The 21,119-nt window shown below is 43.4% G+C and carries 25 protein-coding genes; 16 read left to right on the forward strand and 9 right to left on the reverse strand.

All coding sequences use genetic code 11. The annotated features are described in order from the left end of the window. Window positions 1-347 precede the first annotated feature (347 nt). Window positions 348-1,436 carry a cell division protein ZapE gene (zapE, locus tag CWC29_RS14645; RefSeq protein WP_138521425.1) on the reverse strand — a complete coding sequence of 363 codons (1,089 nt, stop codon included), beginning with the start codon at window positions 1,434-1,436 and terminating at the stop codon, window positions 348-350. A 123-nt stretch (window positions 1,437-1,559) separates the two neighbouring features. Between zapE and CWC29_RS14650 the strand changes: the two genes are divergently transcribed. The 3 genes from CWC29_RS14650 to CWC29_RS14660 all read left to right on the forward strand — a co-directional run bounded on the left by CWC29_RS14650 (window position 1,560) and on the right by CWC29_RS14660 (window position 4,664). Next, complete coding sequence (locus CWC29_RS14650) at window positions 1,560-2,015, forward strand: YhcB family protein (protein WP_128727591.1); 456 nt, start codon at window positions 1,560-1,562, stop codon at window positions 2,013-2,015. 115 nt (window positions 2,016-2,130) lie between these two features. Beyond that, window positions 2,131-3,483: a DegQ family serine endoprotease gene (locus CWC29_RS14655; RefSeq protein ID WP_128727590.1), complete on the forward strand. Its 1,353-nt coding sequence runs from the start codon at window positions 2,131-2,133 to the stop codon at window positions 3,481-3,483. Window positions 3,484-3,584: 101 nt separating this feature from the next. Beyond that, window positions 3,585-4,664 (forward strand): trypsin-like peptidase domain-containing protein, encoded by a 1,080-nt coding sequence (locus CWC29_RS14660; RefSeq protein WP_128727589.1) that lies wholly within the window; start codon window positions 3,585-3,587, stop codon window positions 4,662-4,664. 71 nt (window positions 4,665-4,735) lie between these two features. Here CWC29_RS14660 and murA read toward each other — a convergent pair whose 3' ends face one another. From murA to CWC29_RS14695, 7 genes are read right to left on the reverse strand one after another with little or no spacing between them, the layout of a single operon-like run. After that, complete coding sequence (gene murA, locus CWC29_RS14665; protein WP_138521427.1) at window positions 4,736-5,995, reverse strand: UDP-N-acetylglucosamine 1-carboxyvinyltransferase; 1,260 nt, start codon at window positions 5,993-5,995, stop codon at window positions 4,736-4,738. Window positions 5,996-6,007: 12 nt separating this feature from the next. Further along, entirely contained in the window at window positions 6,008-6,265 is a 258-nt protein-coding gene (locus CWC29_RS14670; protein ID WP_128727587.1) for a BolA family protein, read from the reverse strand. Between the two features lie 5 nt (window positions 6,266-6,270). Beyond that, on the reverse strand, window positions 6,271-6,576 hold the full coding sequence (locus tag CWC29_RS14675) for an STAS domain-containing protein (protein WP_010376680.1): 306 nt from the start codon (window positions 6,574-6,576) through the stop codon (window positions 6,271-6,273). Next, window positions 6,563-7,249: an MlaC/ttg2D family ABC transporter substrate-binding protein gene (locus tag CWC29_RS14680; protein WP_128727586.1), complete on the reverse strand. Its 687-nt coding sequence runs from the start codon at window positions 7,247-7,249 to the stop codon at window positions 6,563-6,565. The genes CWC29_RS14675 and CWC29_RS14680 overlap by 14 nt, the downstream gene beginning before the upstream one ends. A 2-nt stretch (window positions 7,250-7,251) precedes the next feature. After that, window positions 7,252-7,797, reverse strand: a complete 546-nt coding sequence (gene mlaD / locus CWC29_RS14685) for an outer membrane lipid asymmetry maintenance protein MlaD (RefSeq protein ID WP_128727585.1) — start codon at window positions 7,795-7,797, stop codon at window positions 7,252-7,254. Window positions 7,798-7,810: 13 nt separating this feature from the next. Then, complete coding sequence (gene mlaE / locus CWC29_RS14690; protein WP_010376675.1) at window positions 7,811-8,590, reverse strand: lipid asymmetry maintenance ABC transporter permease subunit MlaE; 780 nt, start codon at window positions 8,588-8,590, stop codon at window positions 7,811-7,813. 2 nt (window positions 8,591-8,592) lie between these two features. Beyond that, window positions 8,593-9,393, reverse strand: a complete 801-nt coding sequence (locus CWC29_RS14695; protein ID WP_193554575.1) for an ATP-binding cassette domain-containing protein — start codon at window positions 9,391-9,393, stop codon at window positions 8,593-8,595. 174 nt (window positions 9,394-9,567) lie between these two features. Between CWC29_RS14695 and CWC29_RS14700 the strand changes: the two genes are divergently transcribed. From CWC29_RS14700 to mgtE, 12 genes are all read left to right on the forward strand, one after another. Continuing rightward, the gene (locus CWC29_RS14700; protein ID WP_128727584.1) at window positions 9,568-10,527 is read left to right on the forward strand and encodes a calcium/sodium antiporter; all 960 of its coding nucleotides are present in this window, start codon (window positions 9,568-9,570) and stop codon (window positions 10,525-10,527) included. Window positions 10,528-10,554: 27 nt separating this feature from the next. Beyond that, window positions 10,555-11,508, forward strand: a complete 954-nt coding sequence (locus tag CWC29_RS14705) for a KpsF/GutQ family sugar-phosphate isomerase (protein ID WP_408004178.1) — start codon at window positions 10,555-10,557, stop codon at window positions 11,506-11,508. Then, the gene (gene kdsC, locus CWC29_RS14710; RefSeq protein WP_138521429.1) at window positions 11,508-12,059 is read left to right on the forward strand and encodes a 3-deoxy-manno-octulosonate-8-phosphatase KdsC; all 552 of its coding nucleotides are present in this window, start codon (window positions 11,508-11,510) and stop codon (window positions 12,057-12,059) included. The genes CWC29_RS14705 and kdsC overlap by 1 nt, the downstream gene beginning before the upstream one ends. Continuing rightward, on the forward strand, window positions 12,056-12,610 hold the full coding sequence (lptC, locus tag CWC29_RS14715; RefSeq protein WP_138521430.1) for an LPS export ABC transporter periplasmic protein LptC: 555 nt from the start codon (window positions 12,056-12,058) through the stop codon (window positions 12,608-12,610). Before kdsC ends, lptC begins: the two co-directional genes overlap by 4 nt. Beyond that, window positions 12,600-13,142: a lipopolysaccharide transport periplasmic protein LptA gene (lptA, locus tag CWC29_RS14720; RefSeq protein ID WP_138521431.1), complete on the forward strand. Its 543-nt coding sequence runs from the start codon at window positions 12,600-12,602 to the stop codon at window positions 13,140-13,142. Before lptC ends, lptA begins: the two co-directional genes overlap by 11 nt. Beyond that, window positions 13,142-13,867 carry an LPS export ABC transporter ATP-binding protein gene (lptB, locus tag CWC29_RS14725; RefSeq protein ID WP_128727579.1) on the forward strand — a complete coding sequence of 242 codons (726 nt, stop codon included), beginning with the start codon at window positions 13,142-13,144 and terminating at the stop codon, window positions 13,865-13,867. The genes lptA and lptB overlap by 1 nt, the downstream gene beginning before the upstream one ends. Before the next feature lie 46 nt (window positions 13,868-13,913). Further along, entirely contained in the window at window positions 13,914-15,413 is a 1,500-nt protein-coding gene (locus CWC29_RS14730) for an RNA polymerase factor sigma-54 (protein WP_128727578.1), read from the forward strand. A 29-nt stretch (window positions 15,414-15,442) separates the two neighbouring features. After that, window positions 15,443-15,730, forward strand: coding sequence for a ribosome hibernation promoting factor (gene hpf, locus CWC29_RS14735; RefSeq protein ID WP_128727577.1), 288 nt, complete (start codon window positions 15,443-15,445; stop codon window positions 15,728-15,730). Window position 15,731: 1 nt separating this feature from the next. After that, complete coding sequence (gene ptsN / locus CWC29_RS14740; RefSeq protein ID WP_128727576.1) at window positions 15,732-16,190, forward strand: PTS IIA-like nitrogen regulatory protein PtsN; 459 nt, start codon at window positions 15,732-15,734, stop codon at window positions 16,188-16,190. After that, the gene (rapZ, locus tag CWC29_RS14745; protein WP_010605937.1) at window positions 16,183-17,049 is read left to right on the forward strand and encodes an RNase adapter RapZ; all 867 of its coding nucleotides are present in this window, start codon (window positions 16,183-16,185) and stop codon (window positions 17,047-17,049) included. The genes ptsN and rapZ overlap by 8 nt, the downstream gene beginning before the upstream one ends. Beyond that, complete coding sequence (locus tag CWC29_RS14750; RefSeq protein WP_010376658.1) at window positions 17,050-17,319, forward strand: HPr family phosphocarrier protein; 270 nt, start codon at window positions 17,050-17,052, stop codon at window positions 17,317-17,319. 350 nt (window positions 17,320-17,669) lie between these two features. Next, entirely contained in the window at window positions 17,670-19,028 is a 1,359-nt protein-coding gene (gene mgtE, locus CWC29_RS14755; RefSeq protein WP_128727575.1) for a magnesium transporter, read from the forward strand. A gap of 61 nt (window positions 19,029-19,089) precedes the next feature. On the opposite strand, the gene pmbA is transcribed toward mgtE, so the two are convergent. Continuing rightward, a complete protein-coding gene (gene pmbA / locus CWC29_RS14760; protein WP_138521433.1) occupies window positions 19,090-20,439 on the reverse strand; it encodes a metalloprotease PmbA in 1,350 nt (449 codons plus the stop codon). A 136-nt stretch (window positions 20,440-20,575) separates the two neighbouring features. On the opposite strand from pmbA, the gene yjgA reads away from it, so the two are divergent. After that, window positions 20,576-21,094, forward strand: coding sequence for a ribosome biogenesis factor YjgA (gene yjgA, locus CWC29_RS14765; RefSeq protein WP_138521434.1), 519 nt, complete (start codon window positions 20,576-20,578; stop codon window positions 21,092-21,094). The last annotated feature ends 25 nt before the right edge of the window (window positions 21,095-21,119 follow it).

Consider the following 21,119-nt stretch of genomic DNA (forward strand, 5'->3'; position numbering starts at 1 on the left):
AAATCCAAAGTTTTCAATTTTAAAACCACAGGCAGTCCTTGGACTACCGCTCTACTTGTATTTGCTTTAACCCCTTCGAGTTTAAGACTTTTATGCCGCTCAAGTCAGTGGCTAAGCCGACGAGGGCAATAGAACGCAACGTGGCAGGCCGCGGATTATAGCAAGCCTTCTGGGTGAAAACCAGCGCTTGGTGCTTTTTTCTACAAGAAAATCTGAAGAATTTCGAAAAAAATCGAAAAGGCAAAAAATCCAACGAAACGATGACGTATGCGTGAAACGGACTTATTCAAATACGATGTTTACCACCCCATGTCGAACAAGTCCTCTTAACAGAAAAGTAATTGCCGTTAGGCTAAGTGCTCTTTTGCTAAATATTCATGGGATTGCATTTCTTGCAAACGGCTTATGCAGCGTTTGAACTCAAAATTCAGTGTGCCATCGGTATAAAGTTCAGTAATAGGCGCCGCCGCCGAGATGATAAGCGTCACATTTCGCTCGTAAAATTCATCCACAAGCGCAATAAAACGTCTTGCAGCATCATCGTTTTGCTGGCCCATTTGCTTCACATTAGACAAGATAACAGTGTTATATAACCGGCTGATTTCCATGTAATCCACTTGCGAACGAGCGGTTTCACATAGCGCAGGAAAGTCAAACATAACGATACAGTCAGACACCATTCGAGTTTGGATCATCCGACCTTCAATCTCGATTGCTTGGCCAGCAGTACCCGGCTCTGGAGACAATTTGTTAAAGTAATCGAATAAGTTTTCATCCGCTTGCTTATCAAGCGGACTGTGAAAAATTTCCGCTTGTTCCAAAGTACGTAAACGATAGTCAATACCCGAGTCTACATTAACAACCTCAGTATTGGCCTTTACCAACTCAATGGCAGGTAAAAATCGAGCTCGCTGGAGCCCATTTCGGTACAGTTCATCGGGGATTATATTAGAAGTCGCTACCAATACGATTCCACGTTCAAACAGCGCCTGCATTAATCCACCAAGTAGCATGGCATCGGTGATATCTTGGACAAAAAATTCATCAAAACAAATAAGATCAGTTTCTGATTTAAAAGTGTCGGCAATGCTTTCCAGCGGATTTTTTATGTCTTTGAGCTTTTTCAATTCTGCGTGAACACGATGCATAAAGCGGTGAAAATGCACCCGCATTTTGCGCTCCGTCGGCAACGCATCGTAGAAAGTATCAACTAGATAAGTTTTTCCACGCCCTACTCCACCCCAAAAGTATAAACCCTTCACTTTTGGTTGCTCAACTTTGCCAAACAAGCGTGAGAAGAAACTTTGTTTGACTGGTGGCTGATTGACAAGGTCGTCATACAGTCGCTGTAAATGCTTTACGGCATTTTCTTGCGCACTGTCATATTGAAAATCATCACGTTGTAGGTCTTGCTGATATTTTTCCCAAGGCGTCATCGACTTAAATATTTTTTTACGATTTGTTTGTAGGTTATATTAACACGACTGTATTCACAGCGTATATTTAACTCTAACAGAGTTTTAATTTTATTTGCCGTTGAGGCACACAGGGAGAAACATATGACTACCGTTACTTGGCTTGGATTACTGATTATTGTTGCCATTGCTGCATTCTTTTTAGGTGGCTTTGTAACGAAAAAGCAGTTCAAACACCATGAGTTAGAAGTGCAAGCACAACAAGCTAAACACGACCTTGAGCAATATCGTCAAGATGTATCAGATCACCTATCTAGCACCAAAAAGCTGGTAAATAAAATGCAAGATAGCTATCAGCAATTGCTTACCCACGTGGAAGAAACGAATCAGCTACTTACACAGGATCGCCCATCTCATCCTGCGGAGCCTTTTTTCTCGAAAGAGACCACAGAACAGCTACAAGCTTCTCTACAAGCACGTCCAGAGAGAAGACGTAAGCAAGATCCAAGCTTTGAGGCGCCACCAAGTGATTATGCAGAAGGTGAAACTGGGTTATTTTCTGGTCAAAAAAAAGAAAGTGAGCAAATTAAAGCCTCTTGATGAAACTTTTTGTCGACCCCATAGTCTTTAAAAGAAGTTATTGATTACTAATAAGAGGCTAGTTATCAGCCTCTTATGACCTATATTAACGCTAATAGCGGAGTACTTCACGACTATGAAATTTAAACTATCTTTGTTATCGGCCGCTTTACTCTCTTCTAGCTTATTGCTGTTACCGCAGCAAAGCATGGCCAAACTTCCTGTTGCCGTAGACGGCCAGCAGCTGCCAACGCTAGCACCCATGCTGGAAAAAGTAGCCCCCGGCGTTGTCAGTATCCAAGTAAAAGGCGCTAAAGAAGTGCGTCGTCGCGTCGACCCTTTCGATTTTTTCTTTGGACAACCGCAACCACGTAGTCAAAAGCGCCCTTTTAGTGGCCTCGGCTCAGGTGTCATTATCAATGCAGATAAAGGCTATGTGGTTACGAACAATCACGTTATTGATGATGCAGACGAAATGCTGGTCACTCTGAAGGATGGCAGAGAGTTTGAGGCTAAATTAATCGGTAGCGACGCCGAATCTGATATCGCATTACTACAAATCGATGGCGAAGACCTAACAGAAATCAAACTCGCTAATTCAGACAAGTTGAGAGTGGGTGATTTTTCCGTTGCTATTGGTAACCCATTTGGTTTAAGTCATACAGTCACTTCAGGGATAATCAGTGCACTAGGTCGTAGCGGCCTGAATATCGAAGGCTATGAAGACTTTATCCAAACAGATGCGGCAATCAACCAAGGTAACTCAGGTGGTGCTTTGGTTAACTTAAACGGCGAACTCATTGGTATCAACACTGCTATTTTAGGTGCATCTGGTGGAAATGTAGGGATCGGCTTTGCTATTCCGTCAAACATGATGAAAAATCTGGTGGACCAAATTGTCGAGTATGGCGAAGTTCGCCGTGGCTCATTAGGTATTTTAGGCCGTACCCTAGATGCTGGTCTAGCTAAAGCGCAAGGTTTCGAAGTTAAACGTGGTGCTTATGTCATGCGTGTAGTTGAAGACTCAGCAGCGGACAAAGCCGGCCTGAAAGCCAATGATGTTATTGTCAGCCTAAACGGAGACGAAATTGAGAGCTTTAATGAACTTCACGGTAAAGTGGCGACAATGGGTGAAGGTCGTGAAGTGCGACTTGGCGTCTACCGTGATGGCAAGACCAAATTTATCGACGTGGAGCTTGGTGGCAAGCAAGAAGAACAGGCTAACGCTGAGGACGTACATCCAAACCTACGAGGTGCGGTACTAGAGAGTGGCGAGCGCAACGGCAATGAAGGTGTCGTTATCACATCTATAGAACCTCGTTCACCAGCAGCACGTGTTGGACTTGAAGAGGGCGATGTGATCATGCAAGTGAATCGAAAACGCGTTACTAGCGTCAAAGATATGTCTAAGCTTATCGACGGTATCAAAGGCAATATTGTGCTTGGGATTAAGCGTGACCGTGAAACGGTTTTCTACCTCATTCAGTAACGAAATCGAGAAATATTAAAATGAAACACAGCGAAACTTGTCGCTGTGTTTTTTTTTGTGTCATTATTAACAGTATCAGATAACGATAAATATAAGCTCTTGTGTTCAAATTAATTAAATTCATTTTTCCACCGCTGCTTGCCGGGCTTGGGATCGCTTTTATCATCATTTGGTTTAATCCTGAATTAAGGGAAAACCTGCCAAAGCTTGAGGCCCCACATATTCAGGCCCACCATATGAGTTTTGCTGATGCAGTAGAAAAAACCGCTCCAGCGGTCGTGACGATTTTTTCCGAGGGTTTTAGCAATCAACCAAGATATCAGCGCCAAAGTACGGTTAGAGAGCTTGGCTCTGGTGTTATTATGAGCCGAGACGGTTACATACTGACAAACTATCATGTGGTGAACAATGCTGATCAAATCATTGTGCTTCTTCCTGATGGCCGCCAGTATAGCGATACGCAACTAATTGGCTTTGACACCATTACGGATTTAGCTTTATTAAAAATTCCAGCAGAGAATTTGCCAGTCATTCCTATCGATCATGATTACTCGCCCCGTGTTGGAGATGTGGTGCTCGCAATTGGTAATCCGTTGAACATTGGACAAACCATTACGCAAGGTATTATCAGTGCTACAGGTAAACAAACACTTACGGAAAGCCAGTTCAATAATTTACTGCAAATGGATGCGGCAATTAATGTTGGTAATTCCGGTGGTGCCGTTGTCAATTCTAATGGTGCACTCGTTGGTATTACCTCTGCACAATTTCGCACGCGCTTGAACATTGATATTCAAGGTATCTCGTTTGCAATCCCTTATGACCTTGCATTGGATGTCATGCATAAACTCATTATGGATGGCCGAGTGATCCGAGGTTATCTCGGCTTCAGAGGCACGCCAGTTGACAATACAGGTAAAAGCGTAACGGATCTCTACACACCAATTGTCGGCCTTGCGGTGAGCGAATTAGACCCACTAGGCCCTGCATGGCAAGCAGGTATGAAAGAACACGATATTGTCGTTAAAGTAGGTGGAGAGCCTGTGACTAATCCACAGAGGACATTAAAGACGATAGGTAATACCGCGCCTGGTACAAAACTCGAGTTTGAAGTACTCAGAGGGGGGCAGCGCCTCACCATTACGGTGGAAGTCGCTGAACTCGAAACAGGGTTATATTAGGCAAAAAGGTTAAGCAAAAAGCGTCCAGATGGACGCTTTTTCGTTTTTTATACTAACTTACTTAATTAAGCTTAGGTTTTACGGCGTTTTATATTTGCACCTAAACGACTTAGCTTATCTTCTATCTTCTGATAACCCCTATCAACGTGATAGATGCGGTCGACAACGGTTTCGCCCGTTGCAACAATTCCCGTTAATATAAGACTCGCTGATGCGCGTAAATCGGTTGCCATCACCTGAGCACCTGATAGCGATTCAGTCTCACCACAGATTGCTGTGTTGCCTTCTAAACGAATATTTGCGCCCATGCGCTGTAGCTCCGGCACATGCATAAAGCGATTTTCAAAGATAGTTTCTGTGATTGTCGCACTCCCTTCAGCCACCACATTTAATGCAGTAAACTGAGCCTGCATATCTGTTGGAAAACCTGGATGTGGCATGGTTTTGATATTAACGGCTTTCAAAGTGCGTTGACGCATATCTACATAAATATTGTCTTCACTTACCTCAACAATAGCATTAGCAGCTCGTAGCTTTTCAAGTACAGGCTCAAGGCTATGATAATTCGTGTTTTTACAGAGTACTTCGCCTTTTGCCATTGCCGCAGCAACTAAAAAGGTCCCCGTTTCAATACGATCTGGAAGGATTTTATGCTCGCAACCGTTGAGACGTTCAACGCCTTCGATCTCGATTCGGCTGGAGCCTGCACCGCTGATCTTGGCACCCATAGCAACTAAGCATTCCGCTAAGTTAATAATCTCAGGCTCTCTCGCAGCATTGTCTATCACAGTTTTACCATCGGCGAGGGTTGCAGCCATCAGTAAGTTTTCAGTAGCACCAACGCTGACGGTTTCCATAAAGATCTCGGCGCCCCGCAGACGACCCTCAGTTACCGCATGGATGTAACCATTCTCAACTTTGATCTTAGCACCCATTTTCTCAAGGCCAGAAATATGCAGATCGACAGGACGAGCACCGATAGCACAACCTCCTGGCAGTGAAACCTGAGCTTGACCAAACCTTGCAACTAATGGGCCTAGCGCCAAGACCGACGCACGCATTTGCTTAACGAGCTCATAAGGTGCAAGCACGCTATTTACCGTGGCACCATTGATTTCTAAGATATCACCATCCCACTCAACTGCAGCACCTAATGTTTTTAATAAAGCTTCAGTGGTACCAATATCGCGTAAGTGCGGTACATTAGAAAAACGGCTTTTACCATCACCAAGCAGAGCGGCGAATAAAATAGGTAGGGCTGCGTTTTTAGCCCCGGAAATAGTGACTTCACCGGCTAAAGTGGTGCCACCTTGGATAACAAACTGATCCATTGCGGCACTCCGTTATTGTGGAAGAATAAATTTGCGCTCTTTTTGCCATTCATCAGGTGTGAATGCACGGATGCTAACAGCATGCATAGTGCCGTCTTTAATAGTATCCATCAGTGGGCCATAGATAAGCTGTTCTCTTTTCAGCCTTCTTAATCCGTCAAAACACGTTCCAACAGCAATGACTTCGTAGTGACTACCATTAGCTTTGACGATGATCTCGTCAAGTGATAGCGCATCTTTTAATAAAGTTTCGACTTGATTTGTTTCCATTAGACTCACTCAAATAGGGTTGTCACCTGTCCCAACTCCATTAAATTTTGCAGTTGTTCAGGCGTATTTTTCAGCTCGAGACGAATGTCGCGCTGTTTCAATTGACCTAAAGAGTGAATTAACCAAGCTAAGCCCGCAGTGTCAACCCTTGTCACCTCAGAAAGGTTAAAATAGACGGTTGATTGTGCATTTTTCAACACTTGAACGATGGTTGACTGTTTCAGTGCGCTTGGCAAACTCGCTCTCGTAAGTTCACCAGTTAACACGATTTCACCTTTACTTTCGGTGAATGAAATATTAGGCGTCACCATCATCCCCTCTAAATTGCACTGGTAGCTTGCTCTTTTTATCCAACAGTTGGATCACATGTTCAATACCTTGCTGGCGCAAAATACCGTGTAGCTCCGATTGTTTGGCATCGAGTAAACTAATGCCTTCCGCCATCATGTCAAAAGCACGCCAATCGCCGTCTTGACCACGTCTAACCTTAAAGTCAATTTTGATATCAGGCTTTCCAGGCTCTACAATTTTGGTCTTAACAACCACCACGCCCTCGCTCTCAAATGGGCGATGCTCACCAAATTCTACTTTCTGATCTTTATATTGAGTAAACACGCCAGCATAAGTCGCTACCAAGTAATTTTTGAATACTTCAATAAACTCTTTAATATGCTCAACAGCTGCTGCTTTCTCTTGTTTATCCTCAATATTGCGGACGGTCTGAATATAAGATCCTAGTACACGATACGCGGCATATTTGTAATCAATGTAAGGCAAGAGCTCTTCTTCAACGATCACACGTAGGTGTTCTTTGTCTTTTGCAATGATGCTTTGATCTTTGGTAACACGCTGAAAAGTTTGCGCCGCAACTTGCTCTACCATTTTGTATGGATCGCTTGAGTCCACTTCTTTCGCCTGAACCAATGCAGTAGCCATCAAGGCTACAAACAAAGTCAGACATTTTACATAGATATTTTTTAACATATTTACTCGCTCCCTTGATTAAATAGGAACTGACCGATTAGCTCTTCTAATACAAGTGCGGATTTTGTATCTGTGATCATGTCACCGTCTTTTAATGCCTTTGTTTCCACACCAAAGAGAGACTCTAGATCAACGCTATCTTCACTCGTTACTTCCTGACCAAGACATTTTTGCTTCGCTGATTCGGCGGCAATAACGGGAGAAATACCTAAATATTGCTCACCTAAAATGCCCGACGTCAAAATCGAAACCGACGATGTATCAGAAAACTGACACTCGTAGTTTTTATCTAAACTCATTGAAACTACCGGCACGAACTCTTGTGGATGGATGTGAATTCCATCAACACGACCAATCACAACCCCACCCACCTTAATTGGAGCACGGGTTTTCAACGAGCCTATATTTTCGAATTTAGCCTGTAAGGTGTAGGTCTCACCATTCCCGCTTAAGCCTGAGTTAGCCACCTTTAGCGCCAACATTACAAATGCAGCAACGCCCAACGCCACGAACAAGCCAACTAAAATTTCTATTTTCCGTGTATTCATTTTTAAAAACCTTTTAACTTGAGAACATAACCGCTGTTAATACAAAGTCAAAGCCAAGTACAGCCAGTGAAGAATGTACTACCGTCTCTGTCGTCGCTTTACTTATTCCTTCTGAAGTAGGAATACAGTCATAGCCTTTGTATAGCGCGATCCAAGTTACTAATAGTGCAAATACGAAACTCTTAATAAGACCATTTAAGATGTCTTGTTGAAACGACACTTGCGATTGCATAATTGACCAGAAGCTACCTGAATCTACGCCTAACCAATCAACACCCACCAAGTGTGCGCCTAAAATAGCGATCGCAGAGAATATCAGTGCGAGTAATGGCATACTAATAAAACCGGCCCAAAAGCGAGGGGCTACCACGCGCTTAAGCGGGTCTATCGCCATCATTTCTAAACTAGATAATTGCTCAGTTGCCTTCATCAAACCGATTTCTGCAGTTAACGCACTGCCTGCGCGCCCTGCAAATAAGAGTGCGGTTACCACAGGGCCTAGCTCTCTGAGTAAACTCAAAGCAACCAAAGGCCCTAGGCTATCTTCTGCGCCGTATCCAACCAACACGGTATAGCCTTGTAATGCCAATACCATGCCGATAAATAAACCCGACACCATGATAATCAACAATGACTGATGACCAACCATGTAAAGTTGCTTTATCAACAGTGGCGTGCCTTTTCGGAAATTAGGTAAGCTACATAGCGCACCAAAAAGCATCGTTGTGGCACGGCCAAGCGCAGCAAAACGGCTAAGAGTTTTGTGGCCTAGTTTTTGTAAAAAGTCGACCATATTCACTCTCCTTGCAACAGCGCTTGCTGATAATCAGGCGCTTTAAAGTGGAATGGTACAGGCCCATCCGCAAGGCCCTGTAAGAACTGCTGCACTAATGGCGATTCGTGTTCAAGCATCTGCTCAGGGGTTCCTGTACCAATCACACCTTGCTCAGCAATAATGACGACGTGATCGGCAATACTCAGCACTTCGGTGACATCATGGGTGACTATCAGCGACGATAACCCCAACACTTCATTCAGAGACTTAATCAACCGAACTAGAACACCCATGGAAATCGGATCCTGACCTGCAAACGGTTCATCATACATAATTAATTCAGGATCAAGCGCGATAGCACGCGCTAGAGCAGCACGTCTTGCCATACCACCAGAAAGCTCCGCTGGCATTAAATCTTTTGCACCACGAAGACCAACGGCTTGGAGCTTCATCAACACCACTAAACGAATTAACTCTTCAGATAGTTCAGTATGCTCGCGTAGGGGAAAAGCCACATTGTCGAACACACTCATATCGGTAAACAAAGCACCGCTTTGAAATAACATGCTCATGCGCGTTCGAGCTTGATACAAAGCTGTTCGTGACATATTAGGGATACTGTTTCCAGCAAAAAGAATATCACCGCTATCAGGCTTAAGCTGACCACCAATTAAACGAAGCATGGTGGTTTTACCAATACCGCTCGGCCCCATTATTGCGGTAATTTTGCCCTTTGGTACAGAAAAGCTCATGTTTTTGTAGATGATCCTTTCACCCCGAGAGAAGGTTACATCCTTGATTTCTACAATTGACTGCGACAAGTCGCTCTCCAGATCCAGACTATATTCATCCAAGTATGATACTTTTTTTTCAAACAAGATGGAAAATCGTTTTGGTAAAATTTTGTAAGTCGTGAAATGTAACGGTTTGCTTATACTTTCCAGAGCGCTTTTGGTAGTATCTAACGAAATTTTAATCCTATTGGCTAGAGGTTCATGGTTTTATCGTTTGTTATTCTCATTCTTGGCTTCATTGCATTGGTTTGGAGTGCTGACCGCTTTGTTTTTGGTGCGGCTGCTCTTGCACGAAACTTTGGTGTACCGACATTAATTGTTGGTTTAACTATTGTGGCCATGGGTTCTTCAGCGCCAGAAATGATGGTTGCTGCGCAAGCCGCTCTTGCAGATAAAACAGACACCGCCGTAGGTAATGCCATAGGTTCTAACATTGCCAATATTTTGCTCGTTTTGGGCCTTACTGCGTTATTAAGACCGCTATCAGTCGGTTCTGGTATTTTACGCCGCGAAATGCCGCTGTTAGTTATCGTTTCACTAGTTGCGTGGTATATCGTAAGTGATAACCACTTTAGCTTCGTTGAAGGTGTTTTATTATTAGTGGGTTTTATCGCTTTTCTGATCACATTAATCATCATCACAAAACGTGGTGATGGAGATAGCGATGACCCATTTGTAAGTGAGGCCTGCGAGGAAGTACCAGATAATATCCCAACTCAAAAGGCCTTATTTTGGTTAGTTGTAGGAATGATCCTACTGCCAGTTAGCGCGGATTACTTGGTTGGTGCAGCCGTTGATATAGCCAAATATTTTGGTATGAGTGACTTGCTTATAGGGCTAACCATTATTGCCGTTGGCACTAGCCTACCAGAGCTTGCCGCCTGTATTGCTGGCGTGTTGAAAAATGAAGACGACTTAGCCCTTGGTAATATTATTGGTTCGAATATTTTTAACATCTTGGCGGTGCTATCGATTGCCGGGATCATGAATCCATCCGTCCTCGACGCCAATATTGCTTCACGTGATATCTTTATTATGCTCGGCGCGACACTGCTGCTTATCCTAATGAGCCTCAGCTTGACAGGTAAGCGTCGCATTAACCGTTTAGAAGGCGGCATACTTGTCGCAAGCTTCGCCGGTTACATTTACTACATCATTTAAGGAAGTCTAGTGACAAAGAGCCCATTTATCGATTCTGCAAATCAAGTTTTTGCTACCGAACTTGCAGCAATAGAAGAAGTGCAGCAGTTCGTTGATCAACAATTTGCAAAAGCCTGTGAAATTATGTTTGGCTGCCAAGGCCGGATCATCGTAATTGGCATGGGTAAATCTGGCCACATTGGTAATAAAATTGCAGCAACGCTCGCAAGTACCGGCAGTCCTGCGTTTTTTGTTCATCCAGGCGAAGCGAGTCACGGCGACTTGGGTATGATCACCAAAGATGATGTAGTATTGATGATCTCCAACTCGGGGGAAACCCAAGAGGTAATCTCAATCCTACCTGTGATTAAGCGCTTAGGTGCGCCAGTAATCTCCATGACAGGTAACCCTAACTCTACAATGGCTCTAAACGCGACAGTCCATCTTTGTGTCAAAGTATCAAAAGAGGCGTGCCCATTAGGGCTTGCACCTACAGCTAGCACCACAGCTACGCTAGTGATGGGTGATGCACTCGCAGTTGCGCTACTTGAAGCCAGAGGCTTCACGGCTGATGATTTTGCGCTCTCCCATCCTGGCGGTAGTTTAGGAAGACGACTACTACTAACCGTTGCTGACGTCATGCATCAAGGAGATGCAATCCCAATGGTCGACAGCCATTGCACAGTTAAAGAGGCCTTGTTTGAGATCTCTGCCAAAAGTTTAGGTATGACCGCAATCGTAGATGAAAACATACAATTACAAGGTATTTTTACCGATGGCGACTTACGCCGTATTATTGAACAAAAGATCGATATTCACACCACCCCTATCACGCAAGTAATGACGGCAAAAAGTACAACAGCACGCGCCGATATGCTCGCGGCTGAGGTACTCAATATCATGGAAACCAAGCGAATTAATGGCTTAATTGTGGTAAATGAAAACAACGTTCCGGTTGGTGCCTTAAATACGCAGGATTTACTTAGAGCGGGGGTACTGTAATGCAGTTTGAAGATTTATATCAGGCAATTTCAACTACAGCTTGGGAAAAAGCAAAGCAAATTAAATTATTGATTTGTGATATTGATGGCGTGTTTTCAGATGGCCGTATATACCTTGGCAATAATGGCGAAGAACTGAAAGCTTTTAATACCAAAGACGGGTTTGGTATTAAGGCTTTGATTGATTGTGGAATTGAGGTTGCAGTGATCACAGGAAGACATTCACAAATTGTTCAGCAACGCATGACTAGTTTAAATGTAACTTATATTTACCAAGGTCAAGAAAACAAGGTAGTGGCATATGATGAACTGAAAGCTAAGCTTAACCTTAGCGATGATGAAATCGCGTATATTGGTGATGATGGTCCAGACCTACCCGTAATGGAACGAGTCGGTTTCGCCGTTGCCGTCAATGATGCACATCCTCTTGTTAAGCACATCGCTCATTACACGACCTTAATGCCTGGTGGTTTTGGTGCTGTGAGAGAGCTTACTGATCTCATTATGCTTAGCCAGAAGCACTTATTAACTTCCAAAGGATCAAGTACATGACCGTATTGCGTGTCATTTTACTCATTGTTTTCGCTTCTTTAATGATATGGATGTGGTCACCCATGTTCAATCCATCAGAGACGGATCCAACAAAGGAAGATGAACCGTTAGCTAAGCCAGATTACGTTGCAACCACGCTTCAACAAACGACCTATAGTGAAAATGGCTTATTAAACTATCAAGTAACTGCTGATAAGATGGAGTTGTATCAAGATCTTGGCTTTAGTCACTTTGAAAAACCTATTTTCACTTTGTATAACGGTGAGCAAAATTGGCAAATAAGTTCATCGGAAGCAACATTATACGAAAACAATACTTTAATCTTGGAAGGCAATGTATTGGCAAAGAATTTAACACCTAACGCCATGATCACTGATATTAATGCCGACAATGTAAGAGTTGAAATTAAGCAAAAATTGATGAAGTCGGAACACCCTGTTGTTATCACGGGTCCTAGTCTTAGGATCACGGGTAAAGGGCTACATGCGGATCTGCAAAAGCAAGTGATCGAACTCATCAACCACACAAAGACAATTTATTATGACCAGTAAAATCATTAACAACCTAGTTTGCATCGGCTTGCTTGCAAGTTCTACTCTGGCTATTGCCGCAGAACAAAATGAAGTCATTATTGATGCTGGCCGTCAGCAAGCTCAGCTGCAAAGCAATATCGGTATTTTTGAACAGAATGTTGTAATTATTCATGGCAACAGAAAAATAAATGCTGACCGCCTAGAGGTTCACCGCCGCGCAGAGCTTGGTACAAATAAACAGCTGCTTGTTGCAACTGGCAGCCCTGCCACTTTTAGCGAACGTCAACCTGATGGCAACTTGCTAGAAGCCAAAGCAAATGAAATCCGTTACGACGTAGCTAAAGGAACCCTAGTGATTTCTGGCGATGCGGAAATCAATCAAACAGGGCAAAAAATCAATGCGCAAGTCATCACCTACGACATTGAAAAGCAATTGATCAGCGCTGAGCGCTCAGATCAAGAAGATTCCCGTGTAAGAACCATACTTGTTCCTGTAGATGACAAAAAAGACGCAAAAGATAAAAAAGCGCAGGAAGAAGGTAACAATTAATGAGCGAGCTCAAAGCAACGGGTTTAGCAAAGAGTTATAAAGGTCGTGAAGTCGTCAAGAATGTTGGCTTAAGTGTCCAAGCTGGCAGTATTGTAGGTTTGTTAGGCCCAAATGGCGCAGGTAAAACCACTACTTTTTACATGATAGTAGGATTAGTACCAAGCGATAAAGGTTTTATTCAGATTGATGGCGAAGACATCACTTTACTACCGATGCATAGCCGCGCGCGACTTGGCATTGGCTATCTTCCGCAAGAGTCTTCAATCTTTAGAAAGCTCACGGTCTATCAAAATTTAATGGCGATTTTAGAAACTCGAAAAGACTTAACTAAAGTTGAAAGAGAGGCTGAGCTAAATGAGTTATTAGATGAATTTAATATTCAACATATTCGCGATTCACAGGGTATGGCATTATCGGGAGGCGAAAGAAGACGGGTAGAAATTGCTCGCGCTTTAGCTGCTAATCCCAAGTTTATCCTGTTAGATGAACCTTTTGCTGGTGTTGATCCAATTTCGGTGTTAGATATAAAGACAATCATAGAGCACCTAAAAAACCGCGGTATCGGTGTATTAATCACCGATCACAACGTAAGAGAAACACTAGACGTATGTGAAAAGGCCTACATCGTTTCACATGGTGAGTTAATCGCTGCAGGCACGCCAGAACATGTTTTGGCAGATCAAACCGTAAGAGATGTCTACCTAGGCGAACAATTCAAGCTATAGTTAAGACGTAGTATTAATAACTGTTAAAAAGGATTGTTAGAGATACATGAGGCAATCATTACAGCTGCGCATGGGGCAGCAACTTACAATGACTCCACAACTGCAACAAGCTATTCGCTTGCTGCAGCTTAGTACATTGGATCTGCAACAGGAAATACAAGAAGCATTAGACAGCAATCCATTATTGGAAGTGGAAGAAGGTGATAATACTGACGGCGAAAATGCTGACCAACACGGCCAAGAAAAGAGCAGCACTGAAGATAATCAAAATTCAGGCGATGAAGCATCAGTTAGTGACTATGAGATAGACTCAGATACCGCCATGAGCAAAGACACGGTGAGCGATGATCTCGCCATGGATGTCACTTGGGACGAGTATATGAGCGCAGCTCCAGCCGCCAGCTCAGGTCCACTCCCTGATGACGATAATGTTTATCAAGGGGAAACCTCTGAATCTCTCCATGATTATCTCATGTGGCAACTTGAGTTGACTCCATTTAGTCCAACAGATAGAGCTATTGCGATTGCGATTATTGAAGCGGTCGACCTGTCAGGCATTTTAACACTCTCTTGCGAAGACATTTTAGAGAGCATTAATGACGAAGATAGCGAAGAGCCTATTGAGCTAGATGAAGTCGAAGCCGTACTCAAACGTATTCAGCTTTTTGACCCTGTTGGTATCGCTGCGCGTAGTTTACAAGAATGCTTATGTATTCAGCTAAACCAATTCGCCCCAGATACGCCATGGATTGCCGAAACGAAAATGATCCTGACAGAGCATATTGATTTGCTTGCCAGCCGTGACTATCGAACTTTGGCTAAGAAAACGCGCCTTAAAGAAGCCGATCTCAAAGAGGTGATGACGCTAATTCATAGTCTTAACCCAAAGCCTGCGGCAAGCATTATTCATGAAGAACCTGAGTATGTGATCCCTGATGTATCGGTGAAAAAAGTAAAAGGTCGTTGGGTCGTAGAGCTAAACCCTGATGCTATGCCTAAAATAAGAGTAAACGATCACTACGCTGCGATGTCTAGAACGGCGAAATCCAGTACGGATAGTCAGTTTATTCGCTCTCATTTACAAGAAGCAAAATGGTTTATTAAAAGCTTAGAAAGCCGAAATGATACTTTATTAAAAGTTACCAATTGCATTGTGCAACAACAACAGGCATTCTTTGAACATGGCCCCGAAGCAATGCGCCCTATGGTGCTAAATGATGTTGCTGAAATGGTTGAGATGCATGAGTCCACAATTTCCCGTGTGACAACACAAAAATATATGCATACACCTCGGGGAATATTTGAGCTGAAGTATTTCTTCTCTAGCCATGTAAGTACAGAAAATGGAGGTGAGTGCTCTTCCACAGCAATTAGGGCACTTATCAAAAAGCTGATAGCTGCAGAAAATACCGCGAAGCCATTGAGTGACAGCAAAATTGCAGATATCTTAGCTGAGCAAGGAATTAAGGTAGCGAGACGCACGATTGCAAAATATCGTGAATCCCTAGCCATTCCACCGTCAAATCAGCGTAAAAGTTTGATATAAGACGTAAAACCCAAGAAGGAAAAATGCTTATGCAACTAAATCTAACTGGTCGCCATGTAGAAATTACTGACTCATTAAGAGACTATGTCACCAACAAGTTTGCGAAGCTAGAAAGGCACTTTGATCATATCAATAACGTGCATGTGATCCTAGATGTCGAGAAGCTAGTACAAAAAGCAGAAGCAACATTACACGTAAACGGCGGCGAACTATTTGCATCAACAGAGCATCAAGATATGTATGCCGCAATTGATGGCCTTATCAACAAGCTAGATCGTCAAGTTATTAAACACAAAGAGAAGCTCACTCGACACTAAGATGAAATTAAGTGAATTAGTGAACAAGGACTGCAGTAAAGCTGCGGTCCTTTTTAATAGCAAAAAACGTATTTTAGAATACATCAGCGAACTGGCTCATAGTCAAATTCCAAATACCAGTCAGCATGCTATCTTGGACGCTTTAATGGCGCGAGAGAAATTAGGTAGCACTGGGATTGGTAAAGGCATTGCTATTCCTCATGGACGACTTGAAGGGTTAGATAAAATCCTTGCAATGGTACTTGTCAGTGAGCAAGGGATCCAGTTTGAAGCCATAGATAAGCAGCCGGTCGATATTTTTGTCGCATTCATCGTACCTGAAGGTGATAATCAACAGCACCTGAAGACCTTAGCGGCGATTGCTGATACACTCCAAGACAAGTCTTTTTGCAAAATGCTTAGGCAAGCAAAAAGTGATGATGAGTTATATGCAGTGATCCAAGGTGAATTTGATGAGTGATGAAGAAAAAGGACTCGAGCTTATCATTATCAGTGGCCGATCTGGCTCTGGTAAATCTGTAGCGCTTCGAGTATTGGAAGATTTAGGCTACTATTGTGTAGATAATATTCCAGTCAACTTACTGCCCTCTTTAGTCCGTAGTGTTTCCGACAATTATAATAAAATTGCAGTGAGCATTGATGTTAGAAACTTGCCTAAAGAACAAGACGAGTTTAATGACATTCTTGAGTACTTACCAGGCTTCGCCAAACCTACCCTGTTTTATTTAGACAGTGACGATCAAACCCTGATAAAACGCTTCTCAGAAACACGCCGTTTGCACCCGCTTTCACTGCATAACCTCCCATTAGATGTTGCAATTAAGAAAGAACGAGAATTATTAGATGTATTGATCACTCGCGCCGACTTCCTCATTGATACTACAGGCCTGAGCGTTCATCAACTTGCTGAAGATATTCGCGAAAAAATCTTAGGTAAAAAAGACAAACAACTCATTATTACCTTTGAATCTTTCGGCTTTAAACACGGTATTCCAAAACAAGCGGATTACGTTTTTGATGCGCGCTTTTTACCCAATCCACATTGGGAACCTGAGCTTAAGCCGCTCACGGGCCTAGATCAGCCAGTCAAAGACTATTTGTCGAGTCACAGCATCGTGCAAAAGTTTACTTGGCAAATTCAAACCTTTGTACAAACTTGGTTACCACACTTAGAACGTAACAATCGCAGCTATCTAACAATCGCAATAGGATGCACTGGAGGGCAGCACCGTTCGGTATACCTCGCACAAACCATAGGCGAGCGTTTTGCTAAAACCCACCCTAACGTCAAAATTCGTCATCGTGAGCAAGAGGGTTAAATGTTAGAAGATACGTTTTTAATCCAGAACAAGCTAGGTCTGCATGCCCGAGCTGCGACGGTTCTTGCTCAATTAGCTACCCAATTTGATGCCGAAGTGACCTTATATCAAGGAGACAAAAGCGCAGCTGCTGATAGCGTTCTAGCACTGCTGTTACTTGAAAGTAGCCAAGGCAAAGAGGTACGAGTTGTCTGCGAAGGCCCTGATGCTCAATATGCATTAGATGCCATTGGTGGACTGATAGAAAATAAGTTTAATGAATCCGAATAACCGCCGGTAAAACAATAAGGCCTGATTCATTTACTCCCTGCTAATCTCCCCCTCCTCCGTAACCAAAGTGGTCTAATAAGTCTCTCATAATTAAGCGTAAACCTTGGTAGTTCCCAGTAAACTGAGTTACACTGTAATACCAATTTAGGTTTCTTTCGTGCGGTAAAGTTAGTTACCGAGGTAAACTTAAATTATCGTTGCGTACACCTTTAAGGTGTATTAACGATAACAACCCACCAGCAGAAACAACACGAATAGCATTCAAATTAAGAAATTGATTTCTGCAATAAAGTATACGAATAGGGTTAACTTAATCACGATAGTCACCACTATTATCAAAAAGGATGCCTATGCCTGAAGTATTTGAACAAGACTACACACTGGAACAACTCCAAAAGGTAACCAAAGCCTTAAACAGTGGTCAGTTTGTTCAAGTTAGGCGCATGCTCGCAGAGACGGCACCTTGTGATACAGCACTACTGTTAGAGTCATCTCCGCATAAAGTTCGTTCTATGTTATGGCAGCTCGTCGACCCAGATATCCAAGGGGATGTCTTGGAGGAACTGTCAGAGGACGTAAGACTTGGGATCATCGCCCAAATGGAGCCGGAACTAATTGCTGCCGCTACAGAAGACATGGACGACGATGATCTTGGTGATGTCCTAAGGAGCCTGCCTGATACCGTCTACCAAGATGTTATCGGCGCGATGGATAGCCAAGACAGAGAACGTGCGACACAAGCATTGTCCTACAAGGAACACTCGGCAGGTGCCCTGATGAGCACCGACACGGTCACCATTCGCCCCGATGTTACCTTAGAAGTTGTATTTAGATATCTACGTCTTAAAGGTGAGTTGCCAAATGGTACAGATGAGTTATATGTAGTTGATAAAGACAACTGCTTTTTAGGCACCTTATCAGTCAATACTTTATTAACTAAATCTCCTGACAGTATGGTTCGAGACTGGATGGATGAAGATAAAGAAACGATCCCTATCTCTATGGACGAATCTGAAGTGGCGCAGCTTTTTGAGCGCCACAACTGGATCTCTGCTCCTGTCGTTGACGATAACGCTCATTTGCTTGGTCGTGTCACCATTGATGACGTTGTTGACGTTATCCGTGAAGATGCCGAGCACAGCTTATTAAGTATGGCAGGTCTTGAAGATGAAGAAGATACTTTTGCGCCAGTTCTAAAAAGTAGCCAGCGCCGCTCTATTTGGCTTGGGATTAACCTGCTAACCGCCTTGATGGCTGCGTTTGTTGCGAGCTTCTTCGAAGGTACTCTGGATATTTTACCTATTCTCGCAGTGTTAAATGGCATAGTGCCAAGTATGGGTGGCGTTGCCGGTAGCCAAACACTAACTCTAGTTATTCGTGGTATTGCCCTTGGTCATATTAACCAAACTAACCAAAAGTTTTTAATGGGTAAAGAGCTGGCGATCGGTGCACTAAACGGTGTGCTTTGGTCTGTATTGATCGCTGGGGTTATTGCTATATGGCAATGGGATTTTACACTCGGTGCCGTTATTGCCTTTGCGATGTTTATGAACTTAGTCGCAGCTGGTATCGCGGGTGCCAGTATTCCTATTATGCTAAAGAAAATGAATATCGACCCAGCACTAGCTGGCAGTGTAGTGCTAACAACCGTTACCGATATCGTCGGGATCTTCGCATTCCTTGGCACAGCGACTTGGTTATTAGTGTAACAGTGTCGAAATGGCGGGAAATGCTGGTCAAAGCCAGCATTTCTTGAGCTGAGGAAGAGAGTTATTCGCCCGCTATTTGCATATTATTGAGTAGTATAGAGCCGGTTTGTACTGCGCCTCGACACTCAATATCACCGCCAACGCCTTCAATCCCCATAAACATATCTTTTAAATTGCCAGCAATCGTAATTTCACTCACAGGATATTGCAGCTCACCATTCTCGACCCAAAAACCAGCAGCACCTCTTGAGTAATCACCGGTTACTGTATTAACACCTTGCCCCATTAGTTCAGTGACTAACAAACCAGTACCCATCGACGCAAGTAGACTGGTTAAATCACCGTGTGTTGGTTTTACTAACCAGTTATGGATCCCACCCGCGTGACCTGTCGATTGCATATTCATTCTACGTGCAGCATAGCTTGCCAATAGGTAAGTATTCAGTACGCCATCTGTGATAATTTCACGGTCGATGGTTTTTACACCTTCACTATCGAAAGGACTAGAAGCAAGCCCTCTTAGTAGATGTGGCTTCTCTTCAATGTTTACGCAGCGATTAAAAATTTGTGTGTCTAAAGAGTCTAACAAGAAGCTAGACTTACGATATAGCGCGCCGCCACCAATACCTGACACTAAGTGCCCAAATAAGCTGTTCGCGATATCCGCTCGAAAAATAACAGGCACTTTACGCGTTGATACCTTACGACTACCTAATTTGGCCAGCGTAGACTGCGCGGCTTCCAAACCAACTTCTTCAGGAGATTTTAGATCCGTGTGCACGCGGGACAACGAATAGGCAGAGTCCCGTTGCATTTGCTCACCTTCTTTACCAATCACCATAGTACTCAAGCTGTGCCTGGTACGTGGAAACCCTGCAATTAAGCCATGGCTATTGCCGTATACACGGATCCCTTGATGGCTCGATAAGCTCGCGCCATCAGAATTCACAATTCGAGGATCGAATTCTAACGCGGCTTTTTCAGCAGCAACACATTGCTCAATGGCTTCATCGGGAGAAACTTGCCAAGGGTGAAAAAGATCTAAATCTGTTGGTGACATCTCTAGCAAGGCTTTATCAGCCACACCATTACAGGGGTCATCCGAGGTAAACCGAGCAATATCTACAGCCTTTTCAACCACTGAGCGTAAGGCGTCAGGACTCAGATCTGCGGTTGATGCTGAGCCTTTATGATTACCCACATACACGCTGATACCAAGACCTCCATCTTGATTAAACTCAATGGTTTCAACCTCTCCCATTCGTGTACTTACAGACAGACCTGAGGTGCTAGACATCGCCGCTTCTGCCGAGGTTGCACCTAGTTTTTTAGCATGCGCTAACACATCGGCAACTGCATTTTTCACATCATCAATTTGATTATATATAGGGTGTTGTTGAGGTTGAGTCATAGATACCTTATCCGCTCGCTCGTCTAACTAAAACATATTAGTTAATATGCTATCACAGCTACTAACTATTGTAGTGATCAATTGTGGTATACTCTAATGTTAGAGACCTTAATATTTACTAGTATAGACAAGACCAATGGCTAAACACGAGCAAACGACCGAAGAAGAGATTATTTACGTTTCAAAAAGCGAGCTTAAGCGCGAGGCGCTAGAGTTGCACGAACTAGGCTGCGAAATTGCAGGGCTTGCCAAGAAGCAGCGTGAGAAGTTACCTCTAACGGACGAGCTTAAAGAGGCCATGACTGTTGCGGATAGGATCCGTGCTAAAACAGATGCTTACCGTCGTCATATGAACTACATTGCCAAGACATTACGTAGTACTCCAAATGTCGAAGAGATCCAGGCTGCGATGGATTTGATGCTAAATAAGAACAATAAAGCAGACGTGTTGCTGAACAAGATTGAGCTTATTCGCGATGAAGTGATTGCCAAAGGAGATAGCAAGATTAATGAGCTATTGAATAAGTATCCTGAACTTGAGCGTCAAAAAATGCGCCAGATGGCGCGCCAAGCAAGTAAAGAAGTAAAAGCTGAGAAGCCAGGCAAAGCCTACAAAGAGCTGTTTCAGTATTTAAAAGAAGCAATTATGCCGTAACGCAGTGTTGTGGCTCTGATACAAC

The organism is Pseudoalteromonas galatheae (genome assembly GCF_005886105.2).
In the GTDB taxonomy this organism is placed as follows: domain Bacteria; phylum Pseudomonadota; class Gammaproteobacteria; order Enterobacterales; family Alteromonadaceae; genus Pseudoalteromonas; species Pseudoalteromonas galatheae.